The organism is Kineococcus anabasis (assembly GCF_054590795.1).
Genome location: NZ_BAAIHU010000012.1, coordinates 254,914 through 271,884 on the forward strand (window position 1 = coordinate 254,914; position 16,971 = coordinate 271,884).

Genomic DNA, 16,971 nt, shown 5'->3' on the forward strand with positions numbered 1-16,971 from the left:
ACCGCACCGGGGACGGCCCGGCGCGGACGAGGAGCGGAGGGACCGCGGTGAGCGGAGAACGTGCGGCGGGCGGTACCTCCCGGGTCCCCGCCCCGGCCGGTCGCGGCCTGGGCGTGGCGCTCGTGGACCTGGGCCCCGGGCGGCGCCTGCAGCGGTGCGTCCCGCTGGGCTGCGACCTCGCCGTGGTGGTCGTGGACGGCACGGCACGGCTGGAACCGGGCGGGGTGCAGGCCCGGGCACCCGGCGTGCTGCCGTGGCCGCGCGGGGCCGCGCTGACGCTGGCCGCGGTCGACGGGCCCGCCCGGCTGGCGGTGGTGTCCGCACCGCCCGGCGCCGAGGCCCTGCTGGCCGCCCTGGCCGAGGGGAGCCTCACCCCGACGACCCTCGTGGAGCTCGCGGTCGACTGCGGCGTCGAGCTGCTCCTCGACCCGCTCGGGCACCCGCCCACCGCCCCGGTCCCCCGGCACACCGGCACCGGGCACACCCACACCCACACCCACACCCACACCCACACCCACACCCAGAACACCGAGGAGAACCCGTGACCACCACCACGTCCGGCACGACGACCGGTACCGCCACCACCACGCCCACCACCACGTCCACCGGCGCCCCCGCCGGGGTCCCGGGACCGGACCACCGCGCCGGCCGGCGCCTGCGCGCCCTGTGCGTCGTCGCCGGCGGCCTGCTGTTCGCCGCCGGGAACCTCGCGCACCCGCTGGAGCACTCCGACGCGGCGGAGCTGTCCCCCCTGTGGGGGCCGGCGCACGTGACGTTCGCCGCGGGCGGGCTGCTCGTCGCGGCGGGCATCGGCTCCGTGTCGGCGCTGCTGCGCTCCTCCCGCGTCGCGCAGGTCGGCACCGGCCTGGTCTGGCTGGCGATGGTGCTGATGTCCCCCTCCGCCTTCCTGGAGACGTTCGTCGCCCCGCACGTCGGGCACGACACCTCGCACACCATCGAGTCCGCGGCGATCGGGGTCACTGCGCTCACGGCCCTCTCGCTGTTCGTGGGCCACGTGCTCCTGGCCGTCGGGGGCCTGCGCGCCCGCGCGCTGCCCCGCCCGGTGGCGGCCGCGCTGCTCGCCGGGGTCGCGGTGCTCGTCGCCGGGCCGGGCCTGCCCGGCCCCGACGGCGTGGCCGTCATCACCGGCACGGTTCTGCTCGGGCTGGGCCTGGCGGGGGTGGGGCTGCGCGCCGGGACCGCGCGCGCCACCGAGCAGCGCTGAGCGGCGCACGCGCCGCGGCCGCCGTCCCCGCCGGGGCGGCGGTCGTCGCGCGACGGGCGTCGTCCCCGGATGCGGGGACAGGCCCGAGGACCACCGGCGGGCCGGCCGAGCAGACCCCCGTGCCGCACGTCCCGGGTCCCGCTCAGCCGAGGTGGGGTGTGCACCCCCGCTGTGTGCGCAGGAGGCGGGGCGCCGGTGCGCTGCTCACCCTGCCGGCGACCTTCGCGGTGCTCTCCCCACCGCTGGCGTGGGCGGCGTCCAGCGCTCGGGTGCCGATCTCCTCGTCCCTGACGGTGGCGGCGTCCTTCCCGAACCACCCCACCGTGGTGCGCAACGACACGCCCTCGTTCCAGCACCGTTTCGAGGAGGCTCCCGGCGCGGTGACGGCGGCGGACTCCTCCGCGAGCACCTCACCGGGCGTGCACGCCGGGGCGAGCGCCACCTGGCCGGCGCCCGGGTACCTCACCGGCTCCCTCGACGAGGTCGCCGTCTGGAACGGCACCGCCCTGACCGCCCAGCAGGTCGCCTGGCAGTTCTACGCCGACCACCGAACCGGCGGAGGTGGTTCGGCCACGGCACCGGTGCCCCCACCGCCGGGAACCCGCGACGCGGCAGGACGCCACCGGGGTCCCGGCGCAGCCCTACCGTGACCTCGTGGACGTGCACGAGGAGTGCCTGATCTGCGCCGGGCACCGCGGGGGGGGGCCGCTCACCGGCCCCCCGCCCGGTCGGACGACCTCGTCATCACGCAGAGACCCGGGAGGCGGCTGCCGGGTGGCGCCGGCCGAGGCCGGACCTGTCCGGCGAGACAGCAGCGCCTCCGCCGTGTTCTAGTTGAGCATCGCACTACATCAGCGCCTGCCGCCCGGCGGGTGCCGGCATCGGGAGGACCGCACGTGAGCGATCGCCGCAGCAAGGACCTGGGGCTGCTGGCCCTGCGCCTCGGGGTCGGCGGAACCCTCGTCGCCCACGGCGCCCAGAAGCTCTTCGGGGCGTTCGGCGGCGGCGGCATCGAGGGCACCGCGGGCGCCATGCACGCCATGGGATTCCGGCCGGGCAAGCAGAACGCCGTGCTCGCGGGACTCTCCGAGGCAGGCGGTGGAGCGTTGTTGGCGGCCGGGCTCGCAACGCCCCTGGGTGGGGCAGCCGCGGCCGCAGCGATGGCCGCAGCCACGGTCGTGCACCGTCCCAACGGCTTCTTCGCCGTGGCCGGTGGGTACGAGTACCCGGCCGTTCTCGGTCTGACGGCCGCTTCGCTGGCCCTCTCCGGCCCGGGCGGCTACTCCGTCGACGCGGCGCTGGGCCACAGGCTGACCCGGCCGTGGATCGCGGCCGCCGCGCTCGTCGCGGCCGGGGTCGGTGCCGGCGTCACCATCGCCAGGCGTCAGGCGGCCGTCGCCGCCGACGTCACGTCGGCCGACGCGCAGAGCTGATCCGGCGGAGGACCTCGTGAGCGCGAACGACATCTCCGGCGGCAGCACAGGGTACGTGAACCCGACCGGCGACTTCCGGCGCGACCAGCGCTACATCGAGACCCGGATCACGACCGACGGCCGGGACGGGTACCCCGTCGAGCCGGGCCGCTACCGTCTCGTCGTCAGCCGGGCCTGCCCGTGGGCGAACCGCGCCATCATCGTGCGGCGACTGCTGGGCCTGGAGCCGGTGCTGTCGATGGGCGTGTGCGGCCCGACCCACGACGCGCGCAGCTGGACCTTCGACCTGGACCCCGGTGGGCGCGACCCGGTGCTCGGCATCGAGCGGTTGCAGGAGGCGTTCTTCGCGCGGATCCCCGGCTACGACCGGGGCATCACCGTCCCGGCGATCGTGGATACCAGGACGGGCCAGGTCGTGACCAACGACTTCCCGCAGATGACGATCGACCTGTCGCTGGAGTGGGCGGAGTTCCACCGGCCGGGAGCACCGCAGCTGTACCCCGAGCACCTCCGCGAGGAGATCGACGCCGTCAACCGCGACGTCTTCCGCGACGTCAACAACGGCGTCTACCGCGCCGGTTTCGCGGGGACCCAGCAGGCGTACCAGCGGGCCCACGACCGGTTGTTCGCACGGCTCGACGCGCTCTCCGAACGCCTTGAGCACCAGCGCTACCTGGTGGGCGACACCATCACCGAGGCCGACGTCCGGCTCTTCACCACGCTGGCCCGCTTCGACCCCGTCTACCACGGGCACTTCAAGTGCAACCGGTCGAAGCTGTCGGAGATGCCGGTGCTGTCGGCGTACTTCCGCGACCTCTACCAGACCTCCGGGTTCGGCGACACCACCGACGTGGTGCACATCAAGCAGCACTACTACGTCGTGCACCGCGACATCAACCCCACCGGGATCGTGCCCGCGGGGCCGGACCTCGCCGGCTGGCTGGAGCCGCACGGCCGCGAAGCGTTGGGCGGCAGGCCCTTCGGGGACGGCACCCCACCACCGCCCCCCGTCGGGGCCGAGGTCGTCCCCGAGGGGCACCGGCCGCAGGCGGTGTGAGCCCGCCGGCTCCACGCGGTCGCGGGGTCACCCGGCGGCCGGGCCACCCCGCCCAGGTCCGCGCCCGGTGGTCCGGTGTGCACCACGGGGACACGGACGGATCCCGCTCCGGGACGGGGACGGCGCCGACGTCGCGCTCGTGCGCGTCGCCGGAACAGCTCCTCAGGGGTGGGCCGCCTCCCGCAGGCGGCGTTCCTGCAGCGCCCGCTCGAACGGGGTGTCCCCCGCCGGCTGCGCCCCACCGAGCCCGGCGAAGAGCTCCGCCACGGTCGCGGAGTCGTGGTGCCGGGCCAGCGGGGCGAGGTCGGGGGCCGACTGTGCGAGCAGCTCGCGGAAGCGCTGCTCGGCCAGCGGTCCGAGCCGGTCGTAGATCGTCACGAAGACCCGCTGGGCCCGCGGGCGCGGCCAGTCCGGCGGTAGGAGCGGCCCGGGCAGGTCCGGGTCGATCTCGGGGAACCTGCGCCAGTCCACGCGCAGCCCGGTCCGGGCACGCAGCGCCTCGGCCGGGCCGATCCGCCCCTCCTCGACGGCGGCCAGCAGGGGTTCGTACCGGTCGGCGAACTCCGCGTACTGCGCCGCGAGGGGTTCCAGGTCGAACGCGGCGCGCGGGTCGCCGCCGGGAGCCGCACCGGGTACCTCGGTGGCGCGGAACACGGTGCCCGTCCGCACACCGAGCTCGTCCAGCACGGCCCGGGCGGCGGCCGCGCCGTCGTGGGGGGACACCCACACCCCGTCGTAGAGCGCGGCGAAGTGCAGGACGCGCAGGCGCGCGCGCAGGGCGCCGCGCAGTTCCCGGGCCCGTTCGGGCACGGAGAACGCGACCACGGTCCACGCGCCGTCCCACTGCGGGGCCTGGGCGCCGAACGTGAGCAGCCGGTGCACGCGCTGGACCACGACCGTCGCGGTGCGCGGGGGGATGCCGTAGGCCGTGGTGCGCCCGTTGCGGGCGACGGTGAGCAGGCCGCGCGAGACGAGCCGCCGCATCGCCGCGCGGGCGCCGTCGGCGGTGATCCCGAACTCCGCGAGGAGCTGCACGAGCGCGGCGGAGGGGATGTGCTCGTCGCGCCAGTACCAGAAGTCCCCGAGCAGCGAGGTGAGCAGCAGCTGGGGTTCGGGACCCAGCTGCGCACGCGGCAGGTCGCCCGGCGCCATGCTGCCCGTCCACCTCCCGCCGCCTCGGTGCGCGGCCCACAGTACGCACCCGGGCCGCGGCCGAGCCGGTTGACACAGGCGACACCAGGGTGGACGCTCGTCGCACTTGCTGACACCAATCGTGCGTGGGCGACGCCGCCCACGCACTCGTGACGCCCGGCGACCCGGCGCCGCGCACGAACCTCGACGTGGAGGACCCGCATGACCCGCGCCACCGCAGCACTCCACACCTCCGCGCTCGCGCTCGCCGTCGCGGGCGCCCTCGCCTGCGGCGTTCCCGGCGCCGCCGCCGCGCAGCCGCAGGAGTACGCCCCGACGGCCCGCTCCGCCGCGCCCGCCGCGGCGCAGGCCACCGTCCGGGAGGGCACCGACGGCCTCGCCGGGCACACCGTCTACCGGCCGGCGGACTTGAAGAGCCTGCCCCGCAACAGCCTCCCGCTGCTCGTGTTCGGCAACGGCGCCTGCGTCAGCAGCAACTTCGAGGCGATGGGCTTCCTCACCGGCCTGGCCTCGCAGGGCTACGTGGTCATCGCGAACGGCGCGCCCGACGCCCCCCTCGGCAGCGGCGCGACCTCCGCCCGGCCGCAGGACCTGCTGGCCGCCGTGGACTGGGCCACGACCGCCAAGGCGGCCCGCAAGCAGTTCTCCGACCGCGTCGACACCTCGCGGATCGGGGTCATCGGCTACTCCTGCGGCGGGATCGAGGCGCTGGTGGCCGGGACGGACCCCCGCGTCGACTCGGTCGCCGGTTTCAACACCGGCTACTTCCCCACCCCGGCCTTCGGCGGGTACGGCCGCGACCTGCTCGCGGACCTGCACACCCCCACGCTGCTGGTCAACGGCGGCCCGGGCGACGTCGCCCACCGCAACAGCATCGAGAACTACGAACTGCTGGACGTGCCCGCCGTCCTCGCCGAGAAGAGCGACGCCGGCCACCAGGGCCTCATCGCCGGGCCGCAGTCCACCACGGGGTGGCAGGTCGCCGCGGACTGGTTCGACTTCACCCTGCGCGCGGACCCGGTCGCGGGGGCCCGGTTCACCGGCGCGCAGTGCGGCCTGTGCACCGAGCAGGGCTGGGTCGTCACCTCCAAGGGTTTCCCGGCGTGAGCCCCCGTGCTCCCGGTGCGGCTCCCGGTGCGGCTCTGGTGGCGGTCCTCGCCCTCGCGCTGACCGCCGCCCCCGCCGCGGCGGACGCCCCGGCGGGCCGGCCGTGCCTGCCCGCCTCGCCGTCGGCCCCGACGTGCCTGACGGGCACCCTGCGGGACGGGACCCCGTTCGAGTTCGTCGTCCCGGCGCGCTGGAACGGGACCGTGGTGGTCGCCCTGGACTTCGCGGGGCCCGGCCCCACCGAGCCCCTCACCGAGCGCCTGCTCGCCGACGGCGTGGCACGCGGTGGGACCACGCGCGCCGTCACGGGCTGGGACCTCCGCGCCGCGATCGACAACCAGGCCGAGGCCCTCGCGCGGTTCGAGGACGCCTACGGCCCCGCCCGGAACGCCATCGCCTCCGGCACGTCCATGGGCGGTTTCGTCTCCGCGGGCGTCGCGCAGGTGCACCCGGGGGCGTTCGACGCCGCCGTGCCGTTCTGCGGCGGCCTGAGCGGCTCGGTGGCGCAGTGGAACCAGAAGCTCGACACGGTCTTCGTGCTGGAGCGGCTCCTCGCGCCCGGCCTGCCGGTCGTCGACGTGCCGGCCGACGTGGCGGGTGCCAGGACCGCGTGGCTCGACGCGGTCGGCCGCGCCCAGCAGACGGCCGCGGGGCGGGCCCGCACCGCCCTGGCCGCCGCGATCGGGCAGGTGCCGGCGTGGGGTGTCCGGCCCGACGGCACCACCCCACCGATCCCGGACCGCCACGACGTCGACGCGCTGCGGGAGGGCGCCTACCTCGCCCTCGCCGGCGGGCCGCTGCCCTACCTCGGTCAGGCGATGGGCAGCCGGCGCCAGATCACCCGGCTCGTGGGCGGCAACCCGTCCTGGAACACCGACGTCGACTACGCCGCCCAGCTCCGGCGGGCCGACCCCGCGCTCGCCCGGGCCGTGCGCGAGCTCTACCGGCGGGCGGGCCTCGACCTCGACGCCGACCTCGGCGTCCTCGCCGCGGCACCCCGCATCGAGGCCGATCCCGCCGCGGTGGAACGCTTCGCGCGCGGCATCGTCCTCGACGGCGCTCTGCGCATCCCGGTCCTGACGGTCTCCAACACCGGGGACCAGATCTCCACGCCCGCGCAGGACCGCTGGTACGGGGACGCGGTCCGGCGGGCGGGAGCGGGCCCCCTCCTGCGGCAGGTGAGCGTGGAGTCGGCCGGCCACTGCACCTTCTCCCCGGCCGAGCAGCAGGCGGCGCTGCGCACGGTGCTCACCCGGCTGGACAGCGGTTCCTGGCCCGCCACGTCCCCGCAGGCGATGAACGCGGCGGCCACCCGGGCCGGCACGGACACCGCGCCGAGGTTCGTGCACCCCGACGCACCGCGGTTCAACCGGCCCTGGGAGGGCGGCGCCTGAACCGCAGCGGGAGTCCCCGTACCGCGGCAGCGCCCGCCGGGCGGACGTCAGAGGGTGAGGAAGTTCTGGGTGCCCCAGACGCGCCCGGTGGAGGTGGTGACCGCGGCGACGCCGAGGTGGGTGTAGGCGGGGTTGAGGATGTTCGCGCGGTGCCCGGCCGAGCCCATCCACATGGCCATCATCTGGTCGGCGGTGACGTTGCCGTAGGCGATGTTCTCCCCCACCCGGCGCGCCGAGCAGGCGGTCAGGAGGGTGCCCAGGTCGGGGCGGTGCACGAGCTGCCCGGTGGCGGCCATGTGCGCGGACCACTCCTCGGCGAAGCGGTCGGCGCAGGGCGAGACGGCCAGCGGCGCGAGCCCGGCAGCGGCGCGCTCGGCGTTGACCAGCTCCACGATCCGGGTCTCGTAGGCGTCGTCGAGCCCGGGCGCCGGCGTCGGGGCGGGGGTGGGCGTCGGGGTGGGGGTGGGCGTCGGGGTCGGCGTCGGGGCTGCCTCGAAGGTGACGCGGTCCACGGCGAGGTTGCGGTCGCCGACCCCGGCGAGGGAGGTGTCGTTCGTGAAGGACACCGCGACGGTGTGCGTGCCCGCCGCCCAGGAGCCGGCCACCGCGTGGTCGGTCCACGCGGTGGCGGTCACGTCGAACGTCGCCACCACGGCACCGTCGACCCGGACGGTGGCCCGCGGCGCGCCGCGGTACTGCTCGCCGCGCATCCGCAGCACCAGCCGCCCGCTCGACGGGGTGGTCACCGGCGCCGTGGCCGTGGCGTTGGTCAGCATCCGCAGGGCCCGGCCGCCCGAGGCGGTGGCGTCGGCGACGAGCACGGCGCGGCCCTGCACCAGCGTCATCGACTCGGCCTCGACGGTGGGGACCCCCGCGGCGGAGGCGGCGGTGGGGGCCGCGACCAGGGCGGCGAGGCCCAGCGCGAGGACGGTCCGGGCACGGCGACGGGCGACGGCGGTCATCGCCCCCCATCGGCAGACGGCACCGCGGACCTGAGCCGCGGGCGCCCCCCGGTTCCGGCGGGCTCAGCGGGCCGGTGCGGCCGCCGGTCGGCGCGCGGCGTGCGCCCCGGGTTCCTGCCGCAGCAGGCGGAACGCCAGCTGCGTCGCCGGTCCCAGCCCGAGGGCCATGAGGACGGTGCCCACGCCGACCGGGCCGCCCAGCAGCCAGCCCACGAGGAGCACCGACGTCTCCACGAGCACCCGCGACAGCCCGATCGGCCAGCCCTTCAGGTGGAACGCGACCATGAGGCCGTCGCGCGGCCCGGCGCCGAAACCCACCCCGATGTACAGGGCGCAGCCCACCCCGAGCAGGACCACGGCCGCGGCCAGCACCGCCAGTCGCACCGCGACACCCGCCGCCGCCAGCCCGTCCAGCCACGGCGTGGCCAGCAGCACGTCCAGCGCGACCCCCACGAAGACCACGTTGAACAGCGTGCCCAGGCCCGGCCGCACCCCCAGCAGCGCGGAGACACCGAGGACGAGGACGCCCACGGCCATGACGACCACGCCGAACGACAGGCCGGTGCCCGCAGCCAGGCCGGCGTGGAGGACGTCCCACGGGGACACCCCCAGACCGGCCTGCAGCGACAGCCACACCCCCGCCGAGCACAGGGTGAGGCCGGTGAGGAACTGCGGGACGCGGCGGAGGGGGGCGCTCACCCGGTCCACCCTCGCACGCGGGCGGCGGGCACGTCGGCCACCCGGCCGGTGCCGGGATCAGCGCAGCAGCTCCGGGACCTCGAACCCCTCGCCGTGGACGTGCCAGGCGAGGAACGCGAACACCGTCTCGTACCAGAGCTTCGCGTGCTGCGGCGCGAGGACCCAGTGGTTCTCGTCGGGGTACAGCAGGAAGCGGTGCGGCAGGTCCTCCGGGGCGCCGTCCCAGCGGGAGACGAGGTCCCACCACAGCCGCAGGCCCTCCCCCACCGGGACCCGGTAGTCCCTGTCGCCGTGGATGACGAGCACCGGCGTGGTGATGGCGCCGGCGTGCGCGGCGGGGTCGTTCGCGGCGGCCATCTCCGCGGTCATCTCCCGCGCCCAGTAGTACGCCGCGTCGGTCGTCGGCCCGAACTGGTCCAGCGCCCACAGGCTGGCGTGGGTGACGACCGCCCGGAACCGGTCGGTGTGCCCGGCGACCCAGTTCGCCATGTAGCCGCCGAACGAGCCGCCCATGCAGGCGGTGCGCTCCGCGTCCAGGTCGTCGCGTCCCAGCGCGGCGTCGGTGAGGGCCATGAGGTCGGTGTACGGCTCGCGGCCCCACGCGCCCCAGCCGCGGTCGACGAACTCCTGCCCGTAGCCGGTGGACAGCCTCGGGTCCGGCAGCAGCACCGCGTACCCGCGGGCGGCGGCCAGCCACGGGTTCCACCGCCACGACCAGGAGTTCCACGAGTGCAGCGGGCCGCCGTGGATCCACAGCAGCAGCGGCGCGGGCGCGGCGGCCGAGGCGCCCTCGGGCAGCACCAGCCAGGAGCGCAGGGCGGCGCCGTCGGCGGCGGTGGTGGTGACCTCGGTGAGGGTTCCGGGCAGTTCCGGCACGGCGGGGCCCGGGAGGGTCACCGGCTGCTGGTCGGTGACGTGCGCGTCGAGGCGCACCACGGCGGGCGGGGCGTCCACCGCCGAGCGCACCGCGTACAGCGAGCGCCCGTCGGGGGCGACCTGCACGTCGGAGTACGCGCCGCGGTCCCCGGTGAGGCGGCGCACCGCGCCGGTGGCGACGTCGATGCGGAACACCGGTGCGGCACCGCGCTCGTCCGCGGTGACGAACAGCGCGGAGGAGTCCGGCGACCAGCGCGGCGCCGTCCCCCACAGGTCCCAGCCCGGGGCGGCCTCCGCCACCGGCCCGCTGCCGTCGAGGGGCAGCACGACGACGCGCACCCGCGGCGCCCGGTGCGGGGTGCTGCGGGTCTCCAGCACCGCCGCGACGCGGGTGCCGTCCGGGGAGAGCGCCGGGGCGAGCAGGTCGCCGCCGCCCTCGCCGTCGTCGGCGAGCACCCGGCGCTCCCCGGTGGCGGTGTCCACCGCGACGAGGGTGGTGCGCACCGAGCCGCGCGGCTCCGGCACCTGCCAGGTGGTGACGAGGGTGGTCCCGTCCGCGGTGAGTTCCGCCCCCGCGTGGTCCAGCGCGCGGCCGGGCGCGGGGGTGAGGTCGCGCAGCGGCGGACGGGCGGCGTCGTCGTCCGCGTCCAGGTCGAGGGCGAAGGCGCGGACCTGCTCCGGGCCGAGGCCGTGGTCCCAGAACCGCACCGGGTAGCCGGCGTGCAGGACGGCCGTGACCTTCTTCTCCTTGCGGGCGGCGGCGCGCCCGGCCGCCGAGGACGCCTCGCCCTCGCCGGCCGGCTCGGCGGCCGCGCCGGGCAGCGTCGGGGAGGTGAGCACCAGGCGCGTCGCGGCGCGGGCGGCCACCACGCCCGTCACCCCGGCGGGACGGGTCGCCACCAGCGCGGCCTCCCCGCCCGCGGCGGGCATCCGCCACAGCGCCGCGGGTGCGTCCTCGCCGTCCTTCGCCGCGGGGTCGGGGCGGGCGGAGGTGAACAGCAGGGACCCGTCCCCGGCGAACACCGGGCCCGACTCGCCCTTGGCGCTGCGGGTCAGGCGCCGCGCCGGCTGCCGCCCGGTGGGGTCCACCTCCCACAGCGCGCTGGTGAACCGGGTGGCGGTGGGGTCGAGGGCCGCGACCGTCGTGACCAGGCGGCGCCCGTCCGGGGACAGGGCCAGGCCGGACAGCCGGGGCAGGGCGAGGAAGTCGTCGAGGCCGGCGAAGGGCGATGGGCTCACGCTCCGTCGTACCACGCGGCGGGCGCCCGCGGGATCAGACGCGGAACGCCCCCACGGCCTCGCGCAGCCGGGCGGCGGTGGCGGTCAGCGCCTCGGCCGCGCCGGTGACCTGCGCCAGGTCCGCCTGCCCCGCCTCCCCGGTGCGGGCGACGGCGGCGACGGTCACGGCGATCCTGCGCGCGCCGTCGGCGGCCTCGGAGACGTTGCGGGACATCTCCGAGGTGGTGGCGGTCTGCTCCTCCACGGCCGCGGCGATGGTGGCCTGGTAGCCGTCGATCTGCGCGATGACCTGGGAGATCTCCGCGATGGACGCCACCGCGTCGGCGGTGCCGGCCTGGATCGCGGCGACCTTCGCGGCGATGTCCCCGGTGGCCGCGGAGGTGGACTGCGCCAGCTCCTTCACCTCGCTGGCGACGACCGCGAAACCCTTGCCGGCCTCGCCCGCGCGGGCCGCCTCGATGGTGGCGTTGAGGGCCAGCAGGTTCGTCTGCTCCGCGATCGCGGTGATGGTCTTGACGACCGAGGCGATCTGCTCCGACGCCTCCCCGAGCGCGCTGACGGCCGCGCCGGTGCGGTCGGCCGCCTCGACCGCCTGGCGGGCCACGCCGGCGGCCGCGGCGGTGCCCTGCGCGATCTCGGAGATCGCGATCCCCATCTCCTCCGAGCCGGTGGAGAGGGTGTCGACGCTGCGGGCCACGTCCTCGGCGGAGGCGGACGCCGCCCCCGCCCGCTCGACGGCCTCCGCGTTCCCCGCCGACAGCTGCCGCGCGGTGCCGGTGAGGGCCCCGGCCATGTCCGCGAGGTCCCGGGCGCCCTCGCCGACGCCGCGCACGGTGTCGCGGGTGCTCGCCACCGCCTCGGCCAGCGCCCGGCCCATGGCGGTGAACTCGTCGCGCCCGTCCACGGCGGGGGTGACGGTCAGGTCGCCGCGGGCCACGGAGCGCAGGTCGGCCACCGCGCGCCGCAGCGGGCCGGTGATGCTGCGCGTGAGGGTCACGAGGAGCACCACGGCAAGGGCGAGGGCGCCGCCGAGGACGGCCAGCACGAGGTCCCGGGTGTGCCCGGCCTCCGCCTCGGCCCGGGTGAACGCGGCGTCGGAACGCCGCGCGACGGAGGCCGTCATCTCCTGCGTCGCGGTGAGGACCTCCCCGTACACGACCCAGCTGCGCTCCATGATCTCCGCCTCGGCGCCGCGCACGTCCCCGGCGCGGTACAGCCGGACGGCGGCCTCCTCCGAGGCGAAGTACTCGTCCCACTTCGCGACGACCACCTCGTGCGTGGCGCGCTCGGCGGGCGTCATGAGCTCCAGCGGCGCCGCGTCCAGCTCCGCCAGCAGGGCGGCCTTGTCGGCGAGGAACCCGGCCCGGTTCGCCTCGCCGTCGGCCAGCGCCCGCTCCACGCCGATGCGGTAGGTGTCCCACGCGTAGGCGGCCTGCCAGCCGGTCACGTCCGCGTCCCAGAACCGCTGGGTGTCGACGTAGTGGGTGAGCCGCGCCAGGTCCCGCAGCTCGCGGGCGGTGTCGCGCTGGTGGGCGGAGCTGAGCAGCGCCACGCCTGCGGTGACGGCGAGGAGGACGACGACGAGGCCGACGGCGACCGCGAGGCGGGTGGCGACGCGCAGGCGCCGGAACAGGGCGGTCACGAGGTTCTCCGGGTTTCTGGGGAGGAGGGCCGGTGCTCCCATCGGCAGGGCGGGCGCCCACCTGAGCATCCGCGCGGGGCGCGCCCGGCCCGTCGTGTCGCCGTCGCGCGGGAGGATGCCCCGGTGCCCCCGCCGGTCCTGCCCGCCCCGCTGCCGCCCGTCGCGGTCCCGGCCCCCGGGGTGCCCGCCGCGCTGGCCGCCGCGGGGGTCGGCGGCGGCGGGGCGCTCGCGGTGTGGGTGGTGCCGGGTGTCGGCGCGGGCCTCGCCGCACCGGGCGGGACGTGGACGGTGGCCTGCGCCGGGCCCGGGGAGGTCGTGGCCGCCGTGGACGCGGCGGCCGGGCCGCGCTGGGTGTGGTGGTCCGCCGCGGGGACGGCCGCCGGGCTCGTGGCCGCGGGGGTCCGCGTCGGCCGCTGCTGGGACGTCGGCGCCGTGCACCGGCTGCTGCACGGGGCCCCGGCGGACGACCCGGCGTCGGCGTGGGCGGCGGCCTGGGGCCTGCCCGCGCCCGCGCCGCAGGCGGCGCGGCCCCTCCGGCACGGCGCCGACGCCCTCGCCCTGGACCTGGCCGGTGACGGCGAGGAGCGCCCCGAGGACCCCCTGCGCGACGACGGCGGCGTGCGGGCGCGGTGGGCGGACGGCACGGCGCTGCACCCCGCCTCCGGGGAGCCGCCCGCGGTGCTGCTGCGCCGCGCGGCCCGCTGGGCGGAGCTGGCCCTGCTGGTGTCGCAGCGGCAGGGCGCGGCCGTGGCGGCGCTGCCCGATCCGCGGGCCGGGCGCGCGGGCCCGCCGCTGCCCGTGCAGACGGCGTGGTCGGAGTCCGCGGCGGCGCTGCTGGCCGTGGAGCTGGAGCACGACGGGCTGCCCGTGGACCGGGCCGCGACCGAGGCGGTCGTCGCGGCCGCCGCCGGCCCGCGCCCCCGGGACGAGCGGGAGGAGGCCGCCCTGCGCGCGGAGCGGGACCGGGCGGTGACGTCGCTGCTGCCGCCGGGACGTCCCGCACCGGACCTGCGCAACCCCGCCCAGGTGCTCGCCGCGCTGCGGGAGCTGGGCCTGGACCTGCCGGACACGCGCGGCTGGCGGCTGGAGCGCTTCCGCGACGCCCACCCGGCGGTGGCGGCGCTGCTGACCTGGCGCAAGGCGGAGCGGATCGCCACGACGTACGGCTACGGCTGGCTGGACCGCCACGTCGGCCCCGACGGCAGGCTGCGCGGGGCGTGGGGCGCCGCCGACGCCGCGGCGGGCCGGATGACGGCGCAGGCGGGGCTGCACAACATGCCGGCGGAGCTGCGGCCGGGCGTGGCTGCGGAGGCCGGGCACGTCCTGGTGCGCGCGGACCTCGGGCAGGTGGAGCCGCGGGTGCTGGCGGCGGTCTCGGGCGATGCGGCGCTGGCGGCGGCCACCCTGGACGACGACCTGTACACGCCCGTCGCGGCACAGCTCGGCTGCGACCGGCCCACCGCGAAGGTGGCGGTGCTGGCCGCGATGTACGGGCAGACCTCCGGCACGGCGGGGCAGGCGCTCAAGCGGATGGAGGCGGCCTACCCGGTGGCGCTGGCGTACCTGCGGGCCGCGGAGGCCGCGGGCCGGGACGGCAGGGACCTGCGCACGGCGGGCGGGCGGCTGCTGCGGCTGTCGGCGGCGGGCGGCGAGCCGCACGGGCGGGGGCGCTTCGCGCGCAACGCGGTGGTGCAGGGTGCCGCGGCGGAGCTGTTCAAGGCGTGGGCGGCGACGGTGCGGGCGGGGCTGGGCGCGGGGGCGGGGGCGGGCCGGATCGTGCTGTGCCTGCACGACGAGCTGCTGGTGCACGTCCCGGCGGAGCGGGCGGAGGCGACGGCGGGGCTGCTGCACGCGGCGCTGGGGTCGACGTCGGCGCGGTGGGCGGCGGGCTCGGGGGTGCGGTTCGTCGCGGACGTCGCGGTCGTGCGCCGCTGGTCCGACGCGAAGTAGGGCGCCACACGTGGGGCGGCGGGCGGCCGGAGTTCCTCCGTCCGCCCGCCGCCGTCGCACGTGCGGGTGGTGCCGTCCCGTCGTCAGGCGGGGGGCGTGCCCCACAGCAGGGTTCCGCCGGAGTGGGCGGTGATGCGGGTGCTGTCGGCCGGGGCGGTGTTCGTGCCGCGGCTGTGGTCGTTCGTCTCGTTCAGGTTCTGCCAGTCGTTGCGGTGGAAGCGCAGCTGGATCTCCCCGGTGGAGGCACCGGCGGCCACGGAGCCGGCGGTGAAGGTGGTCTCCACGTAGGCGTCGGCCCCGGCCACCGGGGTGGCGAGGGGGACGACCCTGTTCTGGAGGTTCGCGCAGCCGATCTGCGCCCAGTCGCACGCCACGGTGAAGGAGGTCCCCCCGTCGCGGGTGAAGTAGTAGCGCAGGCTGGTCCCGGTGAGGTTCCGGGTGGTGGTGCCGGTGTTGACGAGCTGCACGGCGAGGTTCGCCTGGTTGTCGGTGGCGCTGGTCCCGGTGTTGCGGTACTGCACCTTCACCCCACCGGGCGGCGGGGGCGGCGGGGTGGTGCCGGCGCCGGTGGTCACCGACACCGGGGCCGAGGCCGCGGAGACGTTGCCCGCGGCGTCCCGCGCCCGGACGGTGTACGAGTACGCGGTGCTCGCCGCCAGGCCGGTGTCCGTGAACGACGTCCCGGTCGCCGTCCCGACCCGGGTGGTGCCCCGGTACACGTCGTAGCCGGTGACCCCGACGGCGTCGGAGGAGGCCGTCCAGGCCAGGGAGACGCTGGAGGACGTGGTCCCCGTCGAGCGCACCGCCGACGGGGCCGTCGGCGCCTGCGTGTCCCCACCACCGCCACCGGTGCCGGTCGGGAAGTTGTCCGGCGTCATGATGCGGCTGCGCACGAGGGCGCCGGACTCGGTGAGGTTGGTGGTCCCGGCGTACCCGCCGTTGGTGCAGGTCCCGGACCGGAAGGCGGCGCTGCCCTCGGCCGCGTCGGAGTACGTCCAGTTCGCGTAGCCGATCCCGAGGCGGTCGAGGAGGTCCAGCCACGCCACGCTGCTCGCGCGGTCCACGGCGCCACCGCCGTCGGCGGCCACGTTGCCGAACTCGGTGACGAACAGGGGCAGCACCCTCGACGCCCGCTCGACCTCGGCGCGGTAGTTGTCCTTGTGGGACGAGGAGTAGTAGTGGAACGCGTACATGATGTTCTCGGCGCGCACCGGGTTGTTGGTGATGACCGTGTGGTCGCTCCCGTCGGAGACCCCGAGCGAGGACCAGCCGGGCGTGCCGACGATGATGACCGCGTCGGGGTCGTTCCGCCGGATCACCGGGATGACCTGCTCCGCGTAGCTCCTGACGTTCGCCCACGACACGCGGTTGGGCTCGTTGGTGATCTCGTAGATGACGTTCGTCTTGGCGGCGTTGCGGCGCGAGACGGCGTCGAAGAAGGTTTTCGCCCGGTCGAGGTTGTACAGCGGGTCACCCGGGGTGAGGGTGTGGAAGTCGATCATGGCGTACATGCCGCGTTCCTCGGCCTCGTCGACCAGCTGGTTGACGCGGTTGGTGAAACCGGTGGGGTTGGTCTCGTAGCCGCCCTCCTGCACGTACATCGCGATGCGGAGCAGGTCGCTCCTCCACTCGTTCGCGAGGACGTCCAGCGAGGCGTCGTTGTAGCAGCGGTCGAACCACTGGATGCCGTGGGTGCTCATGCCGCGGAGCTGGATCGGGTTGCCGTGCTGGTTGCACAGCTTCACGCCGCAGACGCGGACCTGACCGTTGACGACCGCCGGGCTGCCGGCGGGAGCCGCCTGGGCGGGGGCCGCCGCGCCGAACGGGGCGAGCAGCAGGGCTCCGGCCGCGGCCGTCGCCAGCTTCGCGCGCCGTCGAGACTTCATCGTCTGCACAGGTCGTCCTTCCTGGAACGTGGACGGGACCGGGTCCGGCCGCGCAGGACGGGCGGGAGGCGCGACCCGGCGCGGCACGCGGTCGCCACCGCGTGGCGGCGACGGTACGAACTGCGGCGAGAGCGCTCTCGCGAGTCTGCGTGCCGAAACCCTTCGTCGCACCGGGTGGGAGTCCGGCGCCTCCGGTCGTCGACGACATCGGGCGCTGGACGCGGTGGATGTTTTCCCCCGCGCGGTGCGGTGTCAACCGCCGCCGGCCCGGCCAGAACGATGTCGTGACCCGATCGTGACATGACGACGTTCACATTCCGTCGCGACCACTGTCCGTGACACGTAGGAC

Annotated in this window: 14 protein-coding genes and 1 pseudogene; 8 read left to right on the forward strand and 7 right to left on the reverse strand. The window is 76.7% G+C overall.

Translation table 11 applies throughout. The features are described from left to right. Positions 1–47 precede the first annotated feature (47 nt). From ACYQBY_RS19670 to ACYQBY_RS19690, 5 genes are all read left to right on the forward strand, one after another. Positions 48–545, forward strand: coding sequence for a hypothetical protein (locus tag ACYQBY_RS19670; RefSeq protein WP_459645582.1), 498 nt, complete (start codon positions 48–50; stop codon positions 543–545). Beyond that, positions 542–1,225: a hypothetical protein gene (locus tag ACYQBY_RS19675; RefSeq protein WP_459645583.1), complete on the forward strand. Its 684-nt coding sequence runs from the start codon at positions 542–544 to the stop codon at positions 1,223–1,225. The genes ACYQBY_RS19670 and ACYQBY_RS19675 overlap by 4 nt, the downstream gene beginning before the upstream one ends. A gap of 173 nt (positions 1,226–1,398) precedes the next feature. After that, positions 1,399–1,875 carry a hypothetical protein gene (locus tag ACYQBY_RS19680; protein ID WP_459645584.1) on the forward strand — a complete coding sequence of 159 codons (477 nt, stop codon included), beginning with the start codon at positions 1,399–1,401 and terminating at the stop codon, positions 1,873–1,875. A gap of 246 nt (positions 1,876–2,121) precedes the next feature. Next, positions 2,122–2,658 carry a DoxX family protein gene (locus tag ACYQBY_RS19685; RefSeq protein ID WP_459645585.1) on the forward strand — a complete coding sequence of 179 codons (537 nt, stop codon included), beginning with the start codon at positions 2,122–2,124 and terminating at the stop codon, positions 2,656–2,658. A 16-nt stretch (positions 2,659–2,674) separates the two neighbouring features. After that, positions 2,675–3,715, forward strand: a complete 1,041-nt coding sequence (locus tag ACYQBY_RS19690; protein WP_459645586.1) for a glutathione S-transferase family protein — start codon at positions 2,675–2,677, stop codon at positions 3,713–3,715. Between the two features lie 162 nt (positions 3,716–3,877). On the opposite strand, the gene ACYQBY_RS19695 is transcribed toward ACYQBY_RS19690, so the two are convergent. Next, positions 3,878–4,867 carry a PaaX family transcriptional regulator gene (locus ACYQBY_RS19695; protein ID WP_459645587.1) on the reverse strand — a complete coding sequence of 330 codons (990 nt, stop codon included), beginning with the start codon at positions 4,865–4,867 and terminating at the stop codon, positions 3,878–3,880. 201 nt (positions 4,868–5,068) lie between these two features. Here ACYQBY_RS19695 and ACYQBY_RS19700 point away from each other — a divergent pair, with 201 nt between their 5' ends. Both ACYQBY_RS19700 and ACYQBY_RS19705 read left to right on the forward strand, forming a co-directional pair. Continuing rightward, positions 5,069–5,974, forward strand: a complete 906-nt coding sequence (locus ACYQBY_RS19700; protein WP_459645588.1) for a poly(ethylene terephthalate) hydrolase family protein — start codon at positions 5,069–5,071, stop codon at positions 5,972–5,974. After that, positions 5,971–7,368, forward strand: a complete 1,398-nt coding sequence (locus tag ACYQBY_RS19705) for a hypothetical protein (protein ID WP_459645589.1) — start codon at positions 5,971–5,973, stop codon at positions 7,366–7,368. Before ACYQBY_RS19700 ends, ACYQBY_RS19705 begins: the two co-directional genes overlap by 4 nt. Before the next feature lie 47 nt (positions 7,369–7,415). Here the strand turns inward: ACYQBY_RS19705 and ACYQBY_RS19710 are convergent, their stop codons facing one another. The 4 genes from ACYQBY_RS19710 to ACYQBY_RS19725 form a co-directional block, all read right to left on the reverse strand. After that, positions 7,416–8,330: a CAP domain-containing protein gene (locus tag ACYQBY_RS19710; protein WP_459645590.1), complete on the reverse strand. Its 915-nt coding sequence runs from the start codon at positions 8,328–8,330 to the stop codon at positions 7,416–7,418. Between the two features lie 63 nt (positions 8,331–8,393). Then, entirely contained in the window at positions 8,394–9,029 is a 636-nt protein-coding gene (locus ACYQBY_RS19715; protein WP_459645591.1) for a YczE/YyaS/YitT family protein, read from the reverse strand. A 57-nt stretch (positions 9,030–9,086) separates the two neighbouring features. Further along, positions 9,087–11,144: a S9 family peptidase gene (locus tag ACYQBY_RS19720; protein WP_459645592.1), complete on the reverse strand. Its 2,058-nt coding sequence runs from the start codon at positions 11,142–11,144 to the stop codon at positions 9,087–9,089. A 34-nt stretch (positions 11,145–11,178) separates the two neighbouring features. After that, entirely contained in the window at positions 11,179–12,786 is a 1,608-nt protein-coding gene (locus tag ACYQBY_RS19725) for a methyl-accepting chemotaxis protein (RefSeq protein WP_459645593.1), read from the reverse strand. Positions 12,787–12,909: 123 nt separating this feature from the next. Between ACYQBY_RS19725 and ACYQBY_RS19730 the strand changes: the two genes are divergently transcribed. Continuing rightward, the gene (locus tag ACYQBY_RS19730) at positions 12,910–14,736 is read left to right on the forward strand and encodes a DNA polymerase (protein WP_459645594.1); all 1,827 of its coding nucleotides are present in this window, start codon (positions 12,910–12,912) and stop codon (positions 14,734–14,736) included. An 83-nt stretch (positions 14,737–14,819) separates the two neighbouring features. Here ACYQBY_RS19730 and ACYQBY_RS19735 read toward each other — a convergent pair whose 3' ends face one another. Then, a complete protein-coding gene (locus tag ACYQBY_RS19735; protein WP_459645624.1) occupies positions 14,820–15,614 on the reverse strand; it encodes a cellulose binding domain-containing protein in 795 nt (264 codons plus the stop codon). After that, positions 15,591–16,517 (reverse strand): annotated as a pseudogene (locus tag ACYQBY_RS19740) (glycoside hydrolase family 5 protein); the annotation flags it as partial. The gene ACYQBY_RS19735 and the pseudogene ACYQBY_RS19740, both read right to left, overlap by 24 nt. Between the last annotated feature and the right edge of the window lie 454 nt (positions 16,518–16,971).